The organism is Paenibacillus sp. SEL1 (genome assembly GCF_054602535.1).
The window spans coordinates 1584905-1605373 of sequence record NZ_CM137723.1; the positions used below are offsets into that span (position 1 = coordinate 1584905).

Annotated in this window: 24 protein-coding genes; 5 read left to right on the forward strand and 19 right to left on the reverse strand. The window is 47.3% G+C overall.

Annotated features, from left to right (window positions below; all coding sequences use genetic code 11):
- The first annotated feature begins 10 nt into the window (after positions 1-10).
- Complete coding sequence (locus ACYCSE_RS07265) at positions 11-475, forward strand: hypothetical protein (RefSeq protein WP_459701914.1); 465 nt, start codon at positions 11-13, stop codon at positions 473-475.
- Between the two features lie 28 nt (positions 476-503).
- On the opposite strand, the gene ACYCSE_RS07270 is transcribed toward ACYCSE_RS07265, so the two are convergent.
- Together ACYCSE_RS07270 and ACYCSE_RS07275 are read right to left on the reverse strand one after the other, a co-directional pair.
- The gene (locus tag ACYCSE_RS07270; protein WP_061831995.1) at positions 504-1118 is read right to left on the reverse strand and encodes a TetR/AcrR family transcriptional regulator; all 615 of its coding nucleotides are present in this window, start codon (positions 1116-1118) and stop codon (positions 504-506) included.
- Positions 1119-1143: 25 nt separating this feature from the next.
- Positions 1144-2628: a phytoene desaturase family protein gene (locus ACYCSE_RS07275; RefSeq protein WP_459701915.1), complete on the reverse strand. Its 1485-nt coding sequence runs from the start codon at positions 2626-2628 to the stop codon at positions 1144-1146.
- A gap of 418 nt (positions 2629-3046) precedes the next feature.
- Between ACYCSE_RS07275 and ACYCSE_RS07280 the strand changes: the two genes are divergently transcribed.
- On the forward strand, positions 3047-4279 hold the full coding sequence (locus ACYCSE_RS07280; protein WP_459701916.1) for a peptidase: 1233 nt from the start codon (positions 3047-3049) through the stop codon (positions 4277-4279).
- Positions 4280-4698: 419 nt separating this feature from the next.
- Here the strand turns inward: ACYCSE_RS07280 and ACYCSE_RS07285 are convergent, their stop codons facing one another.
- Both ACYCSE_RS07285 and ACYCSE_RS07290 read right to left on the reverse strand, forming a co-directional pair.
- Entirely contained in the window at positions 4699-4806 is a 108-nt protein-coding gene (locus tag ACYCSE_RS07285; RefSeq protein ID WP_158451783.1) for a putative metal homeostasis protein, read from the reverse strand.
- Between the two features lie 246 nt (positions 4807-5052).
- On the reverse strand, positions 5053-5412 hold the full coding sequence (locus tag ACYCSE_RS07290; RefSeq protein WP_235306562.1) for a hypothetical protein: 360 nt from the start codon (positions 5410-5412) through the stop codon (positions 5053-5055).
- Between the two features lie 167 nt (positions 5413-5579).
- On the opposite strand from ACYCSE_RS07290, the gene ACYCSE_RS07295 reads away from it, so the two are divergent.
- Both ACYCSE_RS07295 and ACYCSE_RS07300 read left to right on the forward strand, forming a co-directional pair.
- Entirely contained in the window at positions 5580-5822 is a 243-nt protein-coding gene (locus tag ACYCSE_RS07295) for a helix-turn-helix domain-containing protein (protein ID WP_235306563.1), read from the forward strand.
- A 142-nt stretch (positions 5823-5964) separates the two neighbouring features.
- Positions 5965-6234, forward strand: a complete 270-nt coding sequence (locus ACYCSE_RS07300) for a helix-turn-helix domain-containing protein (RefSeq protein WP_452567674.1) — start codon at positions 5965-5967, stop codon at positions 6232-6234.
- Positions 6235-6388: 154 nt separating this feature from the next.
- Here ACYCSE_RS07300 and ACYCSE_RS07305 read toward each other — a convergent pair whose 3' ends face one another.
- The 11 genes from ACYCSE_RS07305 to ACYCSE_RS07355 form a co-directional block, all read right to left on the reverse strand.
- Positions 6389-7264 (reverse strand): cysteine ABC transporter substrate-binding protein, encoded by an 876-nt coding sequence (locus ACYCSE_RS07305; protein WP_069290583.1) that lies wholly within the window; start codon positions 7262-7264, stop codon positions 6389-6391.
- An 18-nt stretch (positions 7265-7282) separates the two neighbouring features.
- Positions 7283-8038: an amino acid ABC transporter ATP-binding protein gene (locus ACYCSE_RS07310; RefSeq protein WP_165177831.1), complete on the reverse strand. Its 756-nt coding sequence runs from the start codon at positions 8036-8038 to the stop codon at positions 7283-7285.
- Positions 8039-8056: 18 nt separating this feature from the next.
- The gene (locus ACYCSE_RS07315) at positions 8057-8734 is read right to left on the reverse strand and encodes an amino acid ABC transporter permease (RefSeq protein ID WP_069290584.1); all 678 of its coding nucleotides are present in this window, start codon (positions 8732-8734) and stop codon (positions 8057-8059) included.
- The gene (locus ACYCSE_RS07320; protein ID WP_039271644.1) at positions 8715-9380 is read right to left on the reverse strand and encodes an amino acid ABC transporter permease; all 666 of its coding nucleotides are present in this window, start codon (positions 9378-9380) and stop codon (positions 8715-8717) included. The genes ACYCSE_RS07315 and ACYCSE_RS07320 overlap by 20 nt, the downstream gene beginning before the upstream one ends.
- A 219-nt stretch (positions 9381-9599) precedes the next feature.
- Positions 9600-11048: a SulP family inorganic anion transporter gene (locus ACYCSE_RS07325; RefSeq protein ID WP_459701917.1), complete on the reverse strand. Its 1449-nt coding sequence runs from the start codon at positions 11046-11048 to the stop codon at positions 9600-9602.
- Positions 11049-11336: 288 nt separating this feature from the next.
- Complete coding sequence (locus tag ACYCSE_RS07330; RefSeq protein WP_459701918.1) at positions 11337-11600, reverse strand: PIN domain-containing protein; 264 nt, start codon at positions 11598-11600, stop codon at positions 11337-11339.
- A gap of 141 nt (positions 11601-11741) precedes the next feature.
- On the reverse strand, positions 11742-11981 hold the full coding sequence (locus tag ACYCSE_RS07335; RefSeq protein ID WP_069290586.1) for a hypothetical protein: 240 nt from the start codon (positions 11979-11981) through the stop codon (positions 11742-11744).
- Between the two features lie 64 nt (positions 11982-12045).
- Positions 12046-12603 (reverse strand): hypothetical protein, encoded by a 558-nt coding sequence (locus ACYCSE_RS07340; RefSeq protein WP_459701919.1) that lies wholly within the window; start codon positions 12601-12603, stop codon positions 12046-12048.
- 23 nt (positions 12604-12626) lie between these two features.
- On the reverse strand, positions 12627-14297 hold the full coding sequence (locus ACYCSE_RS07345; RefSeq protein WP_322172934.1) for an ABC1 kinase family protein: 1671 nt from the start codon (positions 14295-14297) through the stop codon (positions 12627-12629).
- 1 nt (position 14298) lies between these two features.
- Positions 14299-14658, reverse strand: coding sequence for a phasin family protein (locus tag ACYCSE_RS07350; RefSeq protein ID WP_013312404.1), 360 nt, complete (start codon positions 14656-14658; stop codon positions 14299-14301).
- A gap of 102 nt (positions 14659-14760) precedes the next feature.
- The gene (locus ACYCSE_RS07355; RefSeq protein ID WP_039271649.1) at positions 14761-15399 is read right to left on the reverse strand and encodes a ThuA domain-containing protein; all 639 of its coding nucleotides are present in this window, start codon (positions 15397-15399) and stop codon (positions 14761-14763) included.
- Between the two features lie 438 nt (positions 15400-15837).
- On the opposite strand from ACYCSE_RS07355, the gene ACYCSE_RS07360 reads away from it, so the two are divergent.
- Positions 15838-16287, forward strand: coding sequence for an AbrB/MazE/SpoVT family DNA-binding domain-containing protein (locus ACYCSE_RS07360; protein ID WP_039271650.1), 450 nt, complete (start codon positions 15838-15840; stop codon positions 16285-16287).
- 133 nt (positions 16288-16420) lie between these two features.
- Here the strand turns inward: ACYCSE_RS07360 and ACYCSE_RS07365 are convergent, their stop codons facing one another.
- From ACYCSE_RS07365 to cobI, 4 genes are read right to left on the reverse strand one after another with little or no spacing between them, the layout of a single operon-like run.
- Positions 16421-17878 carry a cobyrinate a,c-diamide synthase gene (locus ACYCSE_RS07365; RefSeq protein ID WP_459701920.1) on the reverse strand — a complete coding sequence of 486 codons (1458 nt, stop codon included), beginning with the start codon at positions 17876-17878 and terminating at the stop codon, positions 16421-16423.
- A complete protein-coding gene (locus ACYCSE_RS07370; protein WP_459701921.1) occupies positions 17871-18959 on the reverse strand; it encodes a cobalt-precorrin 5A hydrolase in 1089 nt (362 codons plus the stop codon). The genes ACYCSE_RS07365 and ACYCSE_RS07370 overlap by 8 nt, the downstream gene beginning before the upstream one ends.
- Entirely contained in the window at positions 18952-19746 is a 795-nt protein-coding gene (gene cobM / locus ACYCSE_RS07375) for a precorrin-4 C(11)-methyltransferase (protein ID WP_013373518.1), read from the reverse strand. Before cobM ends, ACYCSE_RS07370 begins: the two co-directional genes overlap by 8 nt.
- The gene (gene cobI, locus ACYCSE_RS07380) at positions 19743-20459 is read right to left on the reverse strand and encodes a precorrin-2 C(20)-methyltransferase (protein WP_039271654.1); all 717 of its coding nucleotides are present in this window, start codon (positions 20457-20459) and stop codon (positions 19743-19745) included. Before cobI ends, cobM begins: the two co-directional genes overlap by 4 nt.
- Positions 20460-20469 lie beyond the last annotated feature (10 nt).

Consider the following 20469-nt stretch of genomic DNA (forward strand, 5'->3'; position numbering starts at 1 on the left):
GGGTGCATTTGTGTCCACACGTGCCTATCTGAGCGCCCGTTGCCTACCCGAGCAGGAAGGCTTGGTATGTGTTTGCAATCACCTGCTACAGGATTCGGCTGCAGAAGACAAATTAGAAGGATACACCGCTAATGGGCAGCTACAGCATTTTCGTTCACCACAGAGCATTAACTGGATACGGGATAAAGTCAATCATCCGGTGGATGGCTGGGCAATACTTTTCGCTCACTCCCGTCCTACAGCTGAGCAGTTGATTGAATGGCTATCCGATAGCGAGCTTCATCAGAAAATTGCAACGGAGGCGCTGGATATCATGATTCATCGGGATCTTCTTCCCGCTCTGGAAGCAGACGCTTGGGCCAATATCTCAGATCTGCTTCTTGCTTCTTTGCAGCTCGTTATGCTCAAAAAAGATAAACGTCGCATTGAAGCCGTGCTTAAGCAGCTTTCAGACGCGGATTCGCATGTACAGTGATGCGAGGTAAAGAAAGTTAGCCGCTGCGTCAGCGGCTTAACCCCCTGAGGAAAGTATCTATAGTGAATGCGATCAATTCATCATTGGATTTTGCCATAGGAAGTTCAAAATTCAGGAGCAAAGAAGTCAATCCGTGCAGCATGCTCCATACGGATCTGGCGATCAGGCGCTCATCTCCTTGCATGATGCAGCCTTCCTCCATAGCGGCTTTGAGCCCAGCTTCAAGCAACTCAAAGCCTTTAAAACGCCCACTGTCTATAAGGCTGACCAAGCTTACAGATTCCAGGTTGCTGATAAACAGGATGTTGTAATATTCCGGGTTAGCCGTTCCAAAACGAACATACGCATCAGATACCGTTTTCAGTGTGTCCAGAGCGTTCAATCCCGCTGCCTGTGCTTCATCCACACGCTGCTGAAGAGCCTGCAGGAACAAGGTATTTCCTTCTACCAGCAGTTCACGGACCACGGCTTCCTTATTGGCAAAATAATGATAAATAGTTGTTGGTGAATATTCGATCTGATCCGCAATTTTGCGCATGGAGACTTCGGCATATCCTTGATTCAGGAAAAGCGACCGGGCGGCCTCAATGATTTTCCGGCGGATCTCACTGCTTTCACGTTCTCGGCGTTTGATATGTTTCATGAGTAGATGTACTTGCCCTTTCTGCCTACCCCAATTTGGCGGCGATACGATCAGCTTCCATTATACCCGAGTTCATAACCCCTTGAAACCCGCCCCCAGGCTGTGTCCAGGCCCCTACCAATGACAGACGATTCACAGCTGATTTGTGCTTCAGTCTTTTTATACCGGACTGCCGGACCGTTTGTGCGTAGCCATAAACGGCCCCGTCGGGATTAGCGGTATAACGCTGCATCGTGCGCGGTGTGCCCAACTCGGCCACCACTACCTTGCTGCGAAAACCCGGATACAGCTGTTCTAGACATCCCAGTATCTGCTGTGTCACGGCTTCTTTTTTGGCTTTATATTGGGGACGTGCGGCAGGCCAGTTCTCCAATCTGTCCAAAAATGTAATTGCAATGACACCCTTTCCCGGTTCATTAAGCTTAGGGTCCATGGCGTTATAATTCGTGAGCATCCAGTTGCCTTTGGTATACTGGCCGCTCATCATAACTTCATAATCTGTTTCCGAATCCGGCTCATTGCACAGGATTAAGTCTTCTTCGGTGATGCCAAGCTCATGAGGCTCACATGATAATCCCAGATATAGCTGGGTGAGAGACGTGCCAGTCTCCAGACTGCTGACAGCTTCCAGCTCACGACGGGCAGCATCATGGTTTTCCAGTAGGCGGCCATACGTATGATGGGGACTGATACCAGACACAATCCAGTTGGCTTTATATATATCGCCTTTTTTCAGACGGACTCCAACTGCTTTACCGCGTTCGAGTATAATCTCAGATACTTGACTGCGCAGGTGAACTTCTCCTCCCGCTGACTTAATAGCGTCAACCAATGCATTGGATAAAGCCTGTGCGCCTCCCTCAATGTAGTACGTCCCCTCCAAATGATAGCCGATCCAGGGAATGAAAAAATACAAGGCCGCAAGCCGCTTTGGAGGCAATCCATAATAGGCCCACAGCGCGGTAAAAAATTCCGTGAATCGGTCAGACAACCCGAATTGGCTTACAGCTTCCCAGGTCGTCATTTGCGTCCAACGGAAGAAGGTTCCTGCTTTGAGCAGGCCAACCGCCTTGCGCCAGGAAGTGAGAGTAGAAAAAGCAGAAAAGCCTGTTTCAAAACGGCGAATGCCCGCGAATAAACTGTCAATGCCTGCCACCTCAGCGGGAAACATGTTTTTGAGGAGCTGCACATACTCCTGAACATCGGACGGAATATCAATGGTCTGTCCTTCCCAACGAATGGAGTAAGGGTGCTTTTTGCGGAGGGGAACAATTCGCTGGTCCGCTTTGCAGTCCTTTAACAGCCGACCGAAGCTGCCCTCCTCGAGTCCGCCGACACCGTGCAAGGAGACATCAAAGGTATATCCCTTTCTTGTAAATTCAGTTGCGAAACCACCAGCCAAAGTATGGCTTTCAAAAACAGCTGTTCGGTAACCGAGCGCGGAAAGTCTTGCTGCACAGGACAAGCCACCCAGTCCTGCACCGATGACAATAACATCGTATTGGTTCATGATTTCATCCCCTTTTGTTAACATCGTTATTTAAGTTAACAGTGTTAAGTTAAGGAGATTATATACCACAATATTACCATTGAAAAGCCCGGTATCTTGGTTGCCCACTATAGATGAATACCATGAGTTCGACATATCCACTTCTAATTGCAAGCTGCTTTAAGGATTTTTGTAGAATCATCCGTAACGAAAGTAAAACTTTTTTTAAAAACACCCAAAAATGTAGCGCTTTCACTTGTCAGATTCCAATGAAGGTGTTATCCTTCAAGTGGGATTGTTACTGAAAAGGCAAAACCCGAGTACACACGTGTACCCGGAGTTTGCCTTTTTTGATTTGTATGAATTCCACAGCATACAGTCAACCATCCCGAACATGTAGTAAGCGCTTTAAAAAATGACACCAAAGGAGATTAATCTCATGCAAAGAAGACGTTTTGCCCTTGTTTTATTATCTTTCGTGTTCCTGCTTACGATCTTTTTCCCATCCTCCAGCTCTGCCGCAGCAGCCGATGTCCCAGCGCCACAGGCTACCCTACTTACTCAGGTACAGCCTTTGGGTGAAGTCGTTTCTGCTGTCGTACTGAAATACAGCACCAATATTGACGGGGCATCCTTATCCACGTCCAGCTTTCAGGTTCAATCTGTACTCAATGATGTATATACAGACAGAACCGTAACCGGTGTATATACCAATGATACTGGAGCCATCACCAACCGCAGTACTTATGGTAAATATGTCGTGATTGAGCTGGATACACAAGATAAAAATGCAAGTACCCTTACTTACGATGCAACAAGCGCAGTTAACCGCATCAACACGCTGAATTATACGATTAGTCAAAAGGAAGATATTGCAACTTCAAAGAAAACAGTCATCCCAGCCTCTACACAGACTGTAAAAGCAACGGATAAAATTACACCAACCGTGGACGATTTCCAAAAAAACACCTTTGAAAATAAAGAAGGCTTCAAGCTGAACTACTTTACATTTGAACCTAAAGTAGAACCAGGCAAAACCTACCCGTTGGTTGTATTCCTGCACGGAAACGGCGAACGCGGTGATGGAAACGGAGTCAACCTGTTAGCGAATGCTGGTGCTGTCACTTGGGCTTCTCCTGAGCAGCAAGCCAAACACCCATCCTTCGTCATCGCTCCACAAAGCCCGATTGACCTGGAGCATAAATTCATTTGGGCGGATGAGCCACGTAACAGCGCTATAGCCGATCTGGTACGTGAAACGGCGTTAAAATACCCGATCGATACCAACCGAATCTATATTGTTGGTATTTCTCAAGGAGCCATGGGAACGTGGAGATTGTTGGAAAAAAATCTGGACTTGTTCGCCGCAGGTGTGCCGATTGCCGGTTTGACCAACTATGAAAAAGCCGTTAACATGTATGCGCCTGTTGAACCTACACACGTCGAGGCATTGAAAAACGTTCCTATTTGGGCCTTCCATGCTGCAGACGATACCACAGTAAGTCCTAAAAACTCGCAAGAAATGGTCGCTGCCATTAAAGCACAAAACGGAAACCTCATTCACTTCACTGAATACGAAGCAGGGATTATCAAACCTACAGGACACTTTTCCTGGGTTCCGGCTTTGCAAAATCAGGATATGATTGAATGGCTGTTTGCACAAAAGAAATAAGTGTAGTTTTTGTATTAAAACCGAACTTAAAAGTTTCATATTGTGCCACTACGCAGTCGGATAGTGCTTCCCATCGCCACCGCCCCCGGATTTCTTGAACAAAGCCTTTTATAGAGTAGTAATCCGGGGAGGTGATGCTTCCGAAGCGCGCTTTCCTACGGAAAGCTTTTAAAGCGATCGCTTCGCTTGTACAGCACTATTTCGTCTACTCCGTTTTTATGTTCATTTTGAGTTTGGTTTTTTTATATCTCCAAATAATGCGCCAGAACGGTTCGATACCCGCCTGGCGCTTTTTTATTATTCAAAAAAAGACACCTACTTTCCTGTGTACCACCATCAGGAATGCAGGTGCAATATCAAAACGAGGAGACTGAAAAATTTGACACTGGTATTGCCATTTGCAGTTAACTTGGAACCTGCTACTTCGCGCGTTTCGCAGCTTTGATCGTTCTCAAAGCTCGTCTGCGAGTTACCTTGTTCGGACTCCGAAGCTGTCTTCTGGCAGTTGCCACATCTGCTTTAGCCATGTGTACATCACCATCCTATTCACTTAGGCTCATATTGGGAGCATGCACCTAAAGACTGTTATTAATGATTATGATTCTCATTATCATTTAAGATTATATAATGAAATCTACTAGCATGCAAGAGCTTTTGGGGGAGTATGTATCTTTATTACGGCAGTGTTCATTTCACCCTTTTACGCTTCTGTGTTACATTATATAAGTAAAACGAGAACAAAAATTCGAATCAGAATTTACGTTCGCCATTTTTCATAGTCCTTTATTCCGAACTAAGTCAAAGTCTATATCTTCCCGACATGTGTTCCATAACAGTTCATCTGTAAGAAAACTTAATGCATCCATGTTGCGCAATCGTTCGACCAACTCAGTAATCACATCTATGTCTTCACGTTGTACATGTCTTGCAAGAGTGATTCCTCCCGTGTCACCATCAACATATAGATGCGAATAATGCTTTTCCTTTTTTACATGTCGAAGAGTAAGCACGCTATTGTCGATCATCATGACGTAACGGTCCTTGATCAGATAGCCTTCAAAAAGCTCATACATATGCGGAAGATCACAGGGACCAAGAATGACACTTACTTTTTCAAAATTGCCTTTGTTCATTTAGATTTAGCTCCCTTCACATCTATTAAATCGGTCTTTACTAAAGATTAGATTTGTAAATTTTATAACTTTTCAAGATTAACCTTTGTAGTTATTTTATATCCTTTAAAGATAAACTTCAATAGTTAATGCTATTTCTATTTAAATTTCTATAATGAGGTGTATGTATGGGAATTGTTTTTAAACTTGAAGAATTACTTCGAGAAATCGGGATTACTAAAAACGCTCTCGCTCGTGAGGCAAAAATCAGGCCTAATACCATCTATGAGATGTGTAACAATACATCCAAGCGAATCGAATTTAAAACATTTAATACCGTGATGGAAACACTGATTCGGCTCTCTGGTCGTCCATTAACCCTACATGATGTTCTCGAATATATACCTGAGGATGAATCAGAGAAACACTGATACATTCACAGAATAGTCCGCTGCACCTTATATCTCTGCCCCTGGCAGGGATATTTTTTCCCTTGTTATTTAGCATAATCGTTATCATTATTTCAGAGTACGTGTAACTAGAATCTATACTGATAAAGGAGTATTTTTTATCATGAATATTCATGAGAGATATCATTTTAAACTTGGCGATATTTTAGAAGAACTTGATATTTCCCGAAATAAACTGGCCGTAGAAGCAAAAATACGTCCGGCTACTGTAATAGATATGGTAAATGGCAAAACCAAAAGACTTGAATTAGAAACACTTGTCCATATCCTGGATGCTTTGAACAGAATTGCCTATCAACGAAGATTTTCAAGGACTATTACTCTTGCTGATATTATAGAATACATCCCCGAAGATGGAATGGAGAAACAGTGAAACTATAACATGAGAATGAAGATTACTATTGGCCCCGCGGACATCTCCATGACTAAATAAGTAGTTGCCCGTGCTCCCTTTTCCCCATATGAAAGAAGCGTTGGGACAGCAAGCCCAACGCTTCTTTATAATTAATAAGCAACTTATACAAAAATTAATCCACTTTGCCGCCCTCTACGACCAGTTGATCTGTAAAGCCTTCTCCGTAAACAGAGGTCAATGTGTCCTTGTAGGCTTGATGCACAAAGTTTTCCTTGCCTAATGTAGCCAGCTCATTGTTGATCCAGTCTAATAACTCCTTATTTCCCTTTGCTACTGCGGGTGCAATCGTATCTTGACCACCAAAGGCCGGGATGGTTACGGTAAAGCCAGGGTTGGCCTTTGCCCAGGCGATCAGCTCTGTATTATCGTTGGCAATGGCGGCGCCGCGTTTGTCTTTGAGGGCTGAGAAGATTTCTGTATATTGATCGAATTTAAGCAGCTTGATATCAGGGTAATTTTTCGTGAAATAGGTTTCAGCCGTTGTTCCCTTTGCGACAATCAGCTTCTGATCCGAATTCTTCAATTGGTCAATCGTGGTGATTGGAGCGCTATCAGGCGACACAATGCCAAAGGATAATTTCATATACGGGTTGGCAAAATCGACTTTTTCCTTACGCTCATCCGTCACCGTAAAGTTAGCCATGATGATATCTACCTTGTTGGATTCCAAATAGGCGACCCGGCTGGCAGCATCCACCAGAACAAATTCCACCTTGGACTCGTCACCCAAGAGATCTTTGGCAAACCGCTTCGCAATATAGACGTCAAAGCCTTGATTCTTCCCTTCCGAATCCACGTAGCCAAAAGGCGGCTTATCTGCAAATACACCTATTCGAATCTTGCCATTCTTTTTAATGTCCTCAATCGAAGCAAATTTAGCCGAGCCTGAACTACCGTTGGTATTTCCGCCTCCTGCACATCCGGCCAAACCAACAATCAGCAAGCTCAAAGCCAGTAATAACGTCGTGAACTTCATTCCTTTTCTCATCTGTATTCATCCCCCTGTTTATATCGTTTCGTACTGAAATATATCCAGAAAGTGCTGGGCACGCTCTGTTTCCGGTTGGGTAAAAAATTGCTGTGGCGTAGTCATTTCGCATATCTGTCCTTGATCCATAAAAACGATACGATCCCCTACCGACTTGGCAAATCCCATTTCATGCGTCACGATAATCATGGTCATGCCCTGCTGTGCTAGCTCTCGCATGACATCCAGCACCTCTCTGACCATTTCCGGGTCCAAGGATGCGGTGACTTCATCAAAGAGCATAATTTCCGGGTTCATACACAGGGCGCGCACAATTGCAATCCGTTGCTTTTGCCCGCCTGATAATTGTCTCGGATACGCATCTTTGCGATCCAGCAGACCCACTCGCTCCAATAGCTGCTCCGCTTGCTCAAGTGCCTCCTGCTTGCTTCTCCGCTGAACTTTAAGCGGGCCGAGTAGTATATTTTCTAAGACCGTCATATGCGGAAACAGCTCGTAGTTCTGGAACACCATTCCGATATGCTGCCGCACCTCACGCCAATTCACTTTCTTATCCGTCAGGTCCTGCCCTCTATAACGGATATCTCCACTCTGGACCGGCTCCAGACCATTGAGACATCGGAGGAGCGTGCTTTTTCCACATCCCGAAGGACCGAGAACGACCACGACTTCCCCTTTCGTTACGTCCAGATTAATCTGTTGCAGTACTTTTCGGTCTTCGAAGCTTTTGTGCAGCCCTCGAATTTCGAGTAAAACCTCCACAGCCTCTCCCATGACATCCACCCCATCCTGCTAATTTTGCCATCTGCGTTCAAATCTTTTGGAAAGTCTGGATAACGGATAGCATACGAGAAAATACAATATGAAAATAAAGCCGTACACCCAGAAGGATGCCGAGGGCGCCTTGATTACACCAAGCTCAATAATCTGCTGCCCGACCTTGACCACTTCCACTACACCGATCAGCACCACTAATGAAGTGGTTTTGATCATCCGTGTCGCCAGATTAATAGAACCGGGAAGCATTCGGCGCACCGCCTGGGGAATGAGCACATGGCGGTATAACTGTCCATATGTCAGTCCCAATGCTTGCCCGGATTCCACCTGATGCTTGGGCAGTGATTCTAATGCACCACGAACGATGTCACCAATCTCGGCCGCTCCCCACAGGCTGAATACGATAATTGCTGTCAATTCCCCGCTGATATTCACATTCAACAAAGGAGTAAATCCAAAATATACGACATACAACCACACCAGAATTGGAATAATGCGGAATGTCTCCAAATATAACCTCAGCACAAACCGAATCGGTCTTGATTTTAAGGTGCGCAGCAACCCCATCAAAATGCCTAATAGAGTACCGATAATAATGGAAAGTAGCGCAATCTCCAGCGTAACGAGCAATCCCCCTAATAGACGCTCGAAATTGGAACCTTCAAAGAGCACATTAATCCCCGAATTCAGCATATCGCACCTTCCTTTCCACCCACGTCAGCAGTATCGACAAAGGTAAAAGCAGAACGAGATATGCCAATACCAGCAGAATTAGCGATTCTGTCGTTTTGTAGTACATGCCAATCAGGTCTTTTGCTACATTCATCAGATCTAATAAAGCAATGGCGCCAACAATGGAAGTCTCCTTGAGCAAAAAAATCGCATTCGCTCCCAGAGACGGAACACTGATGGCAAAAGCCTGTGGCAAAATAACATATCTCGCCAGTTGTATCTTGGACAGCCCGAGACTCAGCCCGGATTCCGTCTGGGTTTTGCTCACTGCTTCCATTCCCCCACGGAACGCCTCAGCCATATAACCCCCGCCCAAAAAGGTCATGCCCACAATGGCACACGTCATTTCGCTCATATGCAGACCTATTTTCGTAAACCCGTAATACAGAAAATATAACTGTACAAGCAGCGGCGTATTTCGGGAAAGCTCAATATAGGCAACAACGATGCCGCTAATTCCCCTTACCTTGTAATACAGTACTGTGCTGCACAGCAAACCGACGACTAATGAAAATAGAATAGCAAAAAAGGCGATCTTCAACGTCAACCACATAGCTTCTCCATATAACGGCAAGCTCTCTACAATAAACTCCCAGTCTAAGTTCATATGTGTATACCTTTCGATTTTCAATTATTCCTATGTACTTGCTCTGCTTAATAACAATGATTGTATTCCTGCCCAATTATTACGTCAATACTTTGATGAAAATTTGTCATATTTATCTATGATTCAGGAAGAAAAGTGTTGTTTTATTTCAGAAATAAATAAAAAAAGCTTGAAATGAATAAATTTCATTTCAAGCTTTGATTTATGCTATACGATTCATCATACGAGCGGCTCGGTAACAAGAGGGCCGCCGAGCTTCTCTACAATTAAACGGCTCTCCTCATTTAATCCCCGCAGGGTGATGGATTTGCCGGATTTCGTATACTTTTGCAACACCTTGCCGATGGCAGTAACTGCGGAGTGATCCCAAATATGAGAATGACTGAAGTCCACCACGACACGTTCTGGATCATCCGAAGGTTCGAAATGATCGACAAAATGAGTCGTTGAAGCAAAAAACATCGGACCCCTGACATGGTACACCTTTTCGTCGTTGTTCTCCGTTGCGCTGATGCGAATTTTAGCCATTTTCCAGCCAAAATGCAGAGCACTCAGCAGTACGCCTACGATCACGCCCTTGGACAAATCATGCGTAGCCACCACAATGATCACCGTGACCACCATAATAAACGTGTCCGCCTTGGGTACCTTAGCAATGTTTCGGAGCGATTTCCAGTCTACGGTTCCGATACACACCATAAACATGACTCCTACCAATGCACCCATTGGCACTTCCTTTACAACCCCGCCAAGCACGAGCAGCAGAAAGGCCAAGAATACCCCAGCCGTAAAAGTGGACAAACGCCCTCTTCCACCTGAGCTGACATTAATGACGGATTGTCCGATCATGGCACAACCACCCATACCACCAAAAAAGCCATTTACAAAGTTGGCAATCCCTTGCCCGCGGGCTTCCCGGTTTTTATTGCTCTTCGTTTCGGTCATTTCATCCAAAATACTGGCTGTCAGCAGCGATTCCAGCAGTCCAACCAGTGCCATCGTAAAGGAATACGGCAACAAAATCCGCAAAGTATGCCACGACCACTCAATTTGCGGCAAATGGAATGAAGGCAGCGAGCTGGTTAGCATACCGATATCTCCTACCGTTTTCACATTCAATCCAAATACATACGTAATGATCGTCATGATGATGATTGCCGTCAATGGAGCAGGAATGCTTTTCACAAATCTCGGTAAAATATACACAATGAGCAGCGTCCCCGCTACCATCGCGTACATGATCCAATTAGCTCCATGAAAGTGGGTGAGTTGCGCCATAAAGACGAGGATCGCCAGCGCATTCACAAATCCGGTCATAACCGGCTGCGAAATAAAGCTGATAAAGCGACCTATTTTCAAAACACCCAGCAGCACTTGAATGATTCCTGCCAAAATGGTAGCTGCAAACAGATATTCCACGCCATGATCCTTCACTAGGCCAACGACCAGTACCGCTACCGCTCCAGTTGCTGCCGAGATCATCGCCGGACGTCCACCTGCAAAAGAGATGACAATTGCCATCGAGATGGAGGCGTACAGTCCGACCATGGGATTGACCCCCGCAATGATCGAGAAGGCAATCGCCTCGGGAATTAGTGCTAGCGCCACGGTCATGCCCGCAAGTATATCGGCCCGGATATTACCGAACCATTGGTGTCTAAGATTCATACTGTCTCGTTCCAGCCTCCTATATTTACGGAGAGTAGCGTGTTGACTCGCACCCCGTGTGTTTCGGGTCTCCGTCCAGCGCCCAATCGCCAAGGCTCTCCTATCATTCAGTTCGTCTCTCTCAAACGAACCCGGTCCGTTACATTCAGTCCATCATTATAACGTAAGGAATTCGCAGAGACGAATGAGTTAAAAGGCTGTTTACAGAAAGAAATCATCTATTTCCTTGAAATATCGATCATTATCTTCATCTTATTCGTTTTCTTATAATTAAAATTTTCGCAATTCCTAAAATTCTAACCTGCTAAAGTTTATCACCTTAACTTCATACTCAGACTCCGCGAACTGTAGATCTTGATCCGCCGTAACCAGTACCAATTGGTTTATAATAGCTGTCGCAAGAATGAATGCATCTGGAGTCTTGAGCTTTCTTGCAAACTTATCTTTTTGTTCTCTTCTGATACGCCCCGCTTTAACTGCGATATCTGAATTAACTGCAATAAATTCCCCGCCAAGAAAAGGTATTGAATCTAAGTCAGTATCAGTGGGCAACCCGGCTATAAACTCGGACTGAGTTATAACAGAAAAGAAAAAATTCTATTTGTCTTTCTCAGCTTGTCGTATTACTCTATCCAAAGATGAGTCAAGTCTATGAAGGGCAATAGCTGCATTCGTATCAAATAAATACCCCATCTAATCCCAATCCTCTCTGGATTGTTTAACACTCTCTTCGATCTCAAGTAATTGCTCCTTACTTAGGCTGCCTCGGGAATTTAAAACAGCTTGCAACCCTTTCGGTAACGGGGACTCTAAATCAATAACCTCAGTTTCCCCCTGTTTATTTTCTATAGTAACTTTTGATGGTTCAAACCCAATATCACGAAGGAGATTTAAGAGACGTATTCGATGTAGATCAGTTAATTTTTTTGCCACTAAAATCACTCCTTAGCAAAAGATTAGTTTGCTGTCATAGCTCATTTGATTCGTTTTCTTATAATTAAAATTTTCGCAATTCCTGTACAAGCTCCGATAGGGCTTCAGCAATCTCAGAGTCCGCATGCTGCTGGAGTAAGCTTTCAAAGTCAGGCAGTGCTTGCTTCAATAATCGATAGCTATAGTCATAATAACTCCAAAAAGCTACCGGATCATAACCGCGTGCTTCTTCCTCTTCCCACTCCAGTTCATCTTCTTCTGGATCGCTGTCTGCCGGCCATAGATATTTTTCGTCCAGCAGCATGGTTAGGGAATCTACAGACTTCTGTGAATCCACTTGTGCGTTTTCCATGTCCAATGCTCCAACAACCACATGGTACAGTTCCAACTCACTCCGCGTGATATCATCCGAATTTCTCATATGCATATTACGCAATAAGAAAAGTAACACCCATGGCGTAACCTGCCACAATGTGCCTTGATGCTCTATCAGATCAGCAATTGCTGCGTACTCCCCGTTGGATATCAATTGTGGCAACTTCGTGCCCCTACCATAAGGAGTAGTCAGGCGGTGCCATGGCACATCTGCAATTTGGAGATTATTCATCTTATGTGTATCCATAAGTTTTCCTTTCTGGTCAGTATCTAGAATCTTCCCGATTTAAAAATGGAGTACAGTAAAAAGGCAACCATTAAGAGAGCGACAACAAAGCCGATTTCAATGGCAGGTACATTCCACAGCATGGTCGCCTGATGATTCAGCGATGAACCGATAATCAGTCCGACCATAATAATGCTGAACGCTAACAGCACGATACTGAATGACAGACGGTTGCTGATCTGATCCAGCCTGCGCAGAAGCATTTCCAGCTCCGGCACAGTAACCTCCAGCTTAAGCTTGCCCTTGCTGATAATCGAGGCCAAATGCCTCGCATGTCCTGGCAGTTCCATCAGCGTCTCCACCAGCTCAGTCGCACCACCCAGCAGCTTGCCTCGGATACGACGACCGCTGAAGCGTTCCTTCAACAGCTTGTTACCAAAGGGCTCAGCCAAAGCGATAATACTGAGATCGGGGTCCAGATGCTCCACGACCCCCTCCAGTGTCAGCAACGCCTTGCCTAGCAACAGGACGTCCGACGGCAAACCAATCCGATGGCGCTGCGCTGCGCCAAATAGGTCGTTCAAAGCATCACCAATACTGACCTGTGAGAAAGGAACGTCTGAGTAATCTTCGCGTATCTTGTCCAGATCGGCACGCAGCGCATTCAGGTCGGTGTCCGGTTCGACCAGACCCAAACGTTCGATAGACCGAACCATGGCATCGGTATTTTTGCGCATCAGGGCAATAATGAGGGAAGCGAGATGATTCTTCATCTCTTCGCTCAACCTTCCCGTCATGCCAAAGTCCAAATAAGCAAGACTGCCATTTTTCAAAACGAGTAAATTCCCCGGATGGGGATCGGCATGAAAAAATCCCTCTATAAAAATTTGATGCAGCATGCTGTTCACCAGCCGCTGCGCCAGTTCTTTCAAGTTATATCCACGGCGTAATAGCTCTTCACGACTACCCAAGTGAGTTCCGTCTAGAAACTCCATGGTCAGTATACGGGAAGAGGTATGATCCCAGTATATTTTCGGAATATAGATATGTGGGTCCTGCTCAAATTGGAGCGCAATCTTCTCTGTATTACGGGCTTCATGGTTGTAATCCAGCTCCTGAATGAGCGATCTCCCTAGCTCCTCTACCATCTGGCGAAGCTGATACCGCTCTACCCACTCCCAGCGCTTGGCTGCCATAGCGGTTAGTTCCCGCAAAATGTCCAAATCTCGCCGAATGATGCGATTAACGCCAGGACGCTGGATTTTAATGGCGACCATTTCGCCGCTGTGCAGCTTGCCCAGATGCACTTGCCCGATCGAAGCAGCAGCCAGCGGAACATCGTCAAAACGAACCAGTATGTCCTCTAATGACGTGTCCAGCTCTTGCTCCAGAATGCCACGCGCCGTTTCAGATGAAAACGGTGGTACCTGATCCTGAAGCTTAACCAGCTCACGGATAATAGGCTCCGGCAGCAGGTCAGCACGTGTGCTTGCCAACTGTCCAAGCTTGATGAATGCAGGCCCCAGATCCTCCAGCACAAGTCGAATCCGTTCACCTAGCGTTTTGGACTCGGGAGTTTCTCTCGTCAGCCACTTGCGAGGCAATGACAGCAGCTGGAACAGTCCCATTTCTTCCACCATATAGCCAAAGCCATGACGCGCCAGCGCCATGGCAATTTCCCGGTAACGACCGGCGTGCTTCATACGAACCGCCATTTTAATCCAGCCGGTTCGCTTCTTCAGCGTCGCTCGAACCCGTAAGCGCCGCCTTTTCTTTTTCCAGCTCCGCTACCTGTTTTTCCAACAATGCCACACGTTGCTCCAAACTTGTGACATCGTTTTCGGTAGGGACTTCCAGCTCCTGCAAAATGCGGCTAACCTGTTCGCGGATCACTGTTTTGAATTGTCCCTGTTCCTCTGCCCCTCGTTCGATCAGACGATCGACCAGTGCTTTGGATTCCGAGGGCGCAAGTTCTCCCCGGTTTACAAGATCCTCGACGGCTTTCTCCACCTTTTCTTTGCTGACAACGGTGAGGCCCCACCCCAATGAGATGGCTTTTTTGAACAAATCGCTCATAATATATCCTCCCCTACCTGTGATTACCTATAGTATAACCTGAAAAGGGGAGCCGCATAAAGTTCGCAGCTCCCCTTCCTCAATGAATGGAATGATCTATGTTTAACCCGGAAAGCGTCCAGCCCACTTGGCAGCCTGAAGCAGCAGCTTGCGGTATCCCTCGTGCTGGAAGCTTGGCTGATTATGTCCAGGCATCAAATAGACGACCCGACCCAAGCCATAGGACAGTGACCATGCCGCCGGCCACCACTGGCCTTCGTGTTCATATTCCATCAATAGTGTTTTTTCAGTGAATGGATCAAAATCAAAACGATACGGCTCCTCTTGCATTTCGAACGGCTCGATTCCTTCCATAATCGGATGATCCGGCTCCGTTACTTTGAAGGAAAGTGGACCTGCAGCCGGGTGTCGCAAGAAACGTGCCCCCATTAACTGTGCAATTTCATACCGTCCTTGCAATGTGATTCCGTTATGCAGCACAAGCAATCCACCCCCGCCGCTAACATAAGACAGCAATCCTGCTGTTTGTTGAGGTGACAGAACCTCCTTGCGGCTATCGCAGTACGAGATACATAGATCAAATGAGGTTAGATTTTCCTTAAGCAGCATTTTACGATTCTCACTGCACTGTACCGTCATCCAATCCTGTAAAATATGGCTAATCTCTTCGTCCACCCCTTGCAGCGGGTGAAACTCCGGATACGAATAATCTCCTAACAACAATGCTTTTCTTTTTTCCATGATAAATCCTCCTTGCCTGACTTGTATATAAGGACTTTAAAGGCGGGGCCCGTGTCATTTATTCTTGTTTGTAGGGTCAAAACGCTCAGAAAATTCCGTTTGGCCCTTATCCATTTCCCATAACACCGCCATCATTGTCCGAGCTACGGCATATATAAATAATTCTACAGACGACCTATTAAATCCTTTAGCAGACGATTATAGCATATATGTTCGCTCGCAATAAACTTATTAAAACTTATTCAAACTTTATAAATCTGAACGATGGCGATTCGGCCTGTTTATGGTATACTCGTAAGAAAAAAAGTGCGTCCATGCTTGATTAACAATGAAGGGCCGCTTTTTGTAAGAATTTATGCTTGCGGTTATAGAATTGATAAGAATTGCCTCAAACCTTATACATTCTATAAATCTTAAAAAAGCGGGGAGGTTGCATGAATGAAAAGGACTGGAATGACCCGGCCCTTGGACAGCTTGGGGCGAATTGTGCTTCCTAAAGAGTTGCGCATGACGATGGAGATTGACATCGGCGATCCATTAGAGTTTTTTATTGAAGACCAGACACTCATGCTCCGTAAGTACAAATCAACCAACTGTATATTTTGCGGTGCGGTTGATACCAACACCTACTTTAAAGATCAGTTTATCTGCGATGAATGTGCAGCCTCGATGAAAACGGAAGATTTAATTCCGGTCACAGCGACTGAAACCCATTCACCTCCACTTAAGCAAAATATGCATATGAAAAAAATTTATCAGCGCACAGATGTTATTTTGGAAAAAATGAGAGAGCTTATGGAAGAACATCCAGCATCTTCACAAAAGCAACTTGCCTCCATGCTTGGCGTGAGCCAGGGAAGGATTTCCCAGCTGAAAAAACTCATGTAAGCGAGTCACCAAAAAAGTAATGTATACGCTTCCATACTATGTAAGGTTTAAATCTATTGAATTTAGAAAAGCCGGGCCCTTTAGGGGACTCGGCTTTTTTCGTTTATATGAAGTAGTGGACTCGTTTGCAAACCTATTGACCGTAAGCCCGGCATTGTTCCACCCAGCGTGCTGCCGCCTTGGGAAGAGATGCAAGATGAATATGCGTGTAGGCTGCCAAAAGGTTCCCTTTCGCATAACCCTCACTCTGGAGACCACGCATCCCCTTGGTTTGATAGGCGTAGGAGTAGGGGGCGGATGATTCATCATAGTGCATGACAGAATAATGAAATTCATGTCCCCGAATGGTCTCTCCAGCCTCCAGCAGCAAGCAATCCTGCAAAGCGGTTGCTTCCCGGTATCCCAGTGCAGCCCGTTTCTCCTGCATGCGGACGTCCGACGGAATAACCCCGGCCATGTGATAGGCATTCCCCATACGATCCGTAAGTGTCCGTGCCAGTACCATATAACCGCCGCATTCGGCGAATACTGGCATATCCCGGCTTACCGCGTTGCGGATATCTTCCAAAAAGCCCGTATTTGCAGCGATATCTGCGGCAAACTCTTCGGGGAAACCGCCGCCCAGGTATAGGCCGCTTGCCTGCTCAGGTACGCGTTCTCCCGCCAGCGGACTGAAATAGACAATCTCTGCTCCCGCCTGACGTAGCAAATCCATATTCTCCGGGTAGTAAAAATTGAACGCCGCATCTCTGGCGACGGCGATGACGGGACGTTCCCCGGTATCAGCTTCATGCCCTGCTGATCGAAGCCAATCCGGGGGAAACAACGGTTGTGCGGGCAGAGACAACGGCGGAGCCGAATCCGCCAATGCCCGCAGTGCATCCAGATCCGTACCCGCGCGGATCAGCTCTGCCGCCCGTTGGAAAAGCGGCTCCAGCTCGCCGCGTTCCACAGCGGGTACTAAACCCAGATGACGCTCAGGAATATCCAGCCCGTCATCACGCTTTAACCAGCCGAGCACGGGGATGCCGCACTCCTGCTCAATCGCCTTTTTGACGATGCCATAGTGCCCTTGGCTACCGCAGCGATTCACAATTACGCCCACAATGCGCAGCTTGGGCTCCAAGCGCTGAAAGCCGAGCACAATAGCGGCGGCGCTTCGTGCCATACTGCGCACGTCGACCACCAGCAATACAGGGCTTTCCGTCAGCATGGCGATCTCAGCGGTCGAGCCGGTGTTGCTGAGCGGGTCCTTGCCGTCATACAGCCCCATGACGCCTTCAATCACGGAAATATCCGCGCCTTCGGAAGCACGGATAAAGATTTCACGCACCGTATCCGGTGAGGTCATCCATGAATCCAGATTACGGGAAGAGGTCCCGGTCGCGGCAGTATGATAGGTCGGATCGATATAATCCGGCCCGCATTTAAAACCCTGCACTCGCAGGCCGCTGTCGGCGAACGCCTTCATCAGCCCGAGGGTAACAGTCGTTTTGCCTGCGCCGCTGCCTGTTCCAGCAACAACAATACGGCTTCTGCGCGTAGCAGCAGACGGATCAGACTGTACAGCCTGCTTCATGACGTCAGTCATAGGAAACCCGCGCTACAGACAGCGTCATATTGCCGCTTTTTTTCTTCTCCAGCAGCCAATGGTCTGCACCAGAAGACAACAAGGCTGAAGGTTCACTGACCCCATATGCGCCAGTGTATTTGAAGACGGTTTCCGATGGATTGGGAAGCTGCACCGTATTCAGCTCTGACGGAGTATACGTCACCAGTTCCCAACCGTATTTGGCGCAAAGGGCAAGTAAGCCCTCTTCGTCCTTTTTCAGATCAATGGTGGCAATATTCCGTACGCTTTTCACGGACAAACGCAGCTCTTGCAAGGTGTCCAGCACACCCGCCTCCAGCTCCTCCAATGCAGTCCCACGGTTGCAGCCGATGCCGAGCACCAAGCTTTTCGGACGGTACAGCACGCCATTAGAAAGAAGCTGCTGCTCTTCCTCCGGCTCCAATAAACGGTCACTCACGACCAACGCGGCGTTAAACGGTTCTTGCAATGCTTCTGCCGTCGAAGCATATACCTTGATATGTCCAGGTACAGGCTTGTCATAACGCCACCAGTTCCGTTCGCCTGTCTCTTGTATGAGCGCAACAGGCTCCTCGTTCACAACAGCGGCGCTCACAGGAGTGGCCTTGTCGAAGCTATCGACCACCCAACCCAATTCCCGACCAAACATGTCCACCGGGATCGTGCCCTGCACGTCCGATGCAGTCGTGATTACAGCACGTGCGCCCAGTACAGCCGCTACATGGCGGGTCAATTCATTGGCGCCACCCAAATGGCCAGACAATACGCTAATGACATGCTCGCCACGATCATCAATGACAACTACCGCCGGGTCTACCTTTTTATCCACCAAAATTGGTGCAATCATACGAACCACTGCACCGAGAGATATAAATAAAATAATACCGTTATATTGTTTAAATAAATCCGGCAAAATCAGCTTGACCGAGCCTTCGAACAACTGAATGCCACGCTCCTGCTCGTCGCCACGCTCAAATTTGGACATGTAATACACATCCGTACCCGGAAAGCTGGCTCCCAAATTGCGGACCATTTCCACTCCATGCTTCGTGATCGCCACAGCGGCAAATGGATTACTCACCGGGCTTCACTCCCTTCCGGTAGCCATGGGTGAACGACTTGTCATACAGCTTGGAACGATGCGCGTCCTTGTCCACCAGTCCCGGATCGAGCGCCCAGCCTGCCAAAATCATGGCATGCATCGTTATGCCTGCTGCACGCAAATCGGCGGGTAATTGAGCAAGCGTCGTGCGCACGATCTTTTGATCCGGCCAGGTCGCGCGCTGCACAACCGCTACAGGCGTGTCCTCACTCCAGCCTGCTGCCAGAAACTCAACGACCACCTTCTTTGCCAGCGTTGCGCTGAGGAACAGTGCCACTGTACAGTGATGGGATGCCAAGTCACGCAGCTTTTCCCGATCCGGTACAGGTGTACGGCCTTCGGCACGCGTCAGAATGACCGTCTGCGTCAGGTCAGGCACAGTTAGCTCTGCACCCAGCACGGCCGCAGAAGCAAAGACCGAGCTGACGCCTGGTACGATTTCGTATGCTACTCCGCGCTGCTTCAGCAACACCATTTGCTCCAAAATGGCTCCGTACACTGCCGGATCACCTGTATGTACGCGAGCTACACTGCGTCCAGCCTGCACAGCCTCGCTCATAATCTCAACCTGCCGCTCCAGATCCATGCCTGAGCTTTGCAGTACCTGCGCCTCTGGCTTGGCCGTGGCAATCAGCTCGTCGTTCACGAGCGAATCCGTGTACAATACCACATCGGCCGTGCGTAGAATCCGAGAGCCTTTGACAGTAATCAGCTCCGGGTCGCCGGGACCTGCTCCTACGATATACACTTTGGGCTCCAACGTCATTTGCTCACCACCATTAAACTCAAATATTCAAGCTCCTGTCCGCGCAGCTCACGTGCGTCGCGCCATACCATTTCATAAGGGGAAGTGACCTTGGTAATGACTGATGCACGGTCCCCAAGATGGAGTTCATCCAGCACATCCAAAATCAAATCCAGCACCTTGGCAACCTTGATAAACACGACCGTATCGTGATTCTCAATCGCCCGCTTCATCGCTTCCCGATCATCCGTAGCCGGAATAATACCGACCTGCTGATCTCCGTCTGCCAAAGGCAATTCCAGCGCTGCCGCCGCTCCCAACACAGACGAAATGCCCGGAATAGATACAATCGGCACTTCAGGATGGAGATCCTTCATGAGCCGTGCCAAATGAATAAAGGTACTGTACAAATTAGGGTCTCCCTCTGTAACAAAGGCTACATCCTTGCCTTGGCTCAGTGCCTCCCAGCAAGCAACCACCGTTTTGTTCCACTCACGCTCCAGTACAACCGGGTCCTTGGTCATTGGAAAAATGAGTCCCAGCATCTCCTTTTCCTCCGGGTTGACGTACAACTCCACGATTTCGTGAGCATACGACTTACCTCCCCGGCGTTTCTTCGGATAAGCCACAACTGCACATTCCTGAATCATGCGATACGCCTTGACCGTAATCAGCTCGGGATCACCCGGCCCCACGCCTACGCCGTAAAGTGTTCCTGTTGCTGCCGTATTCATGCTGTCTCTC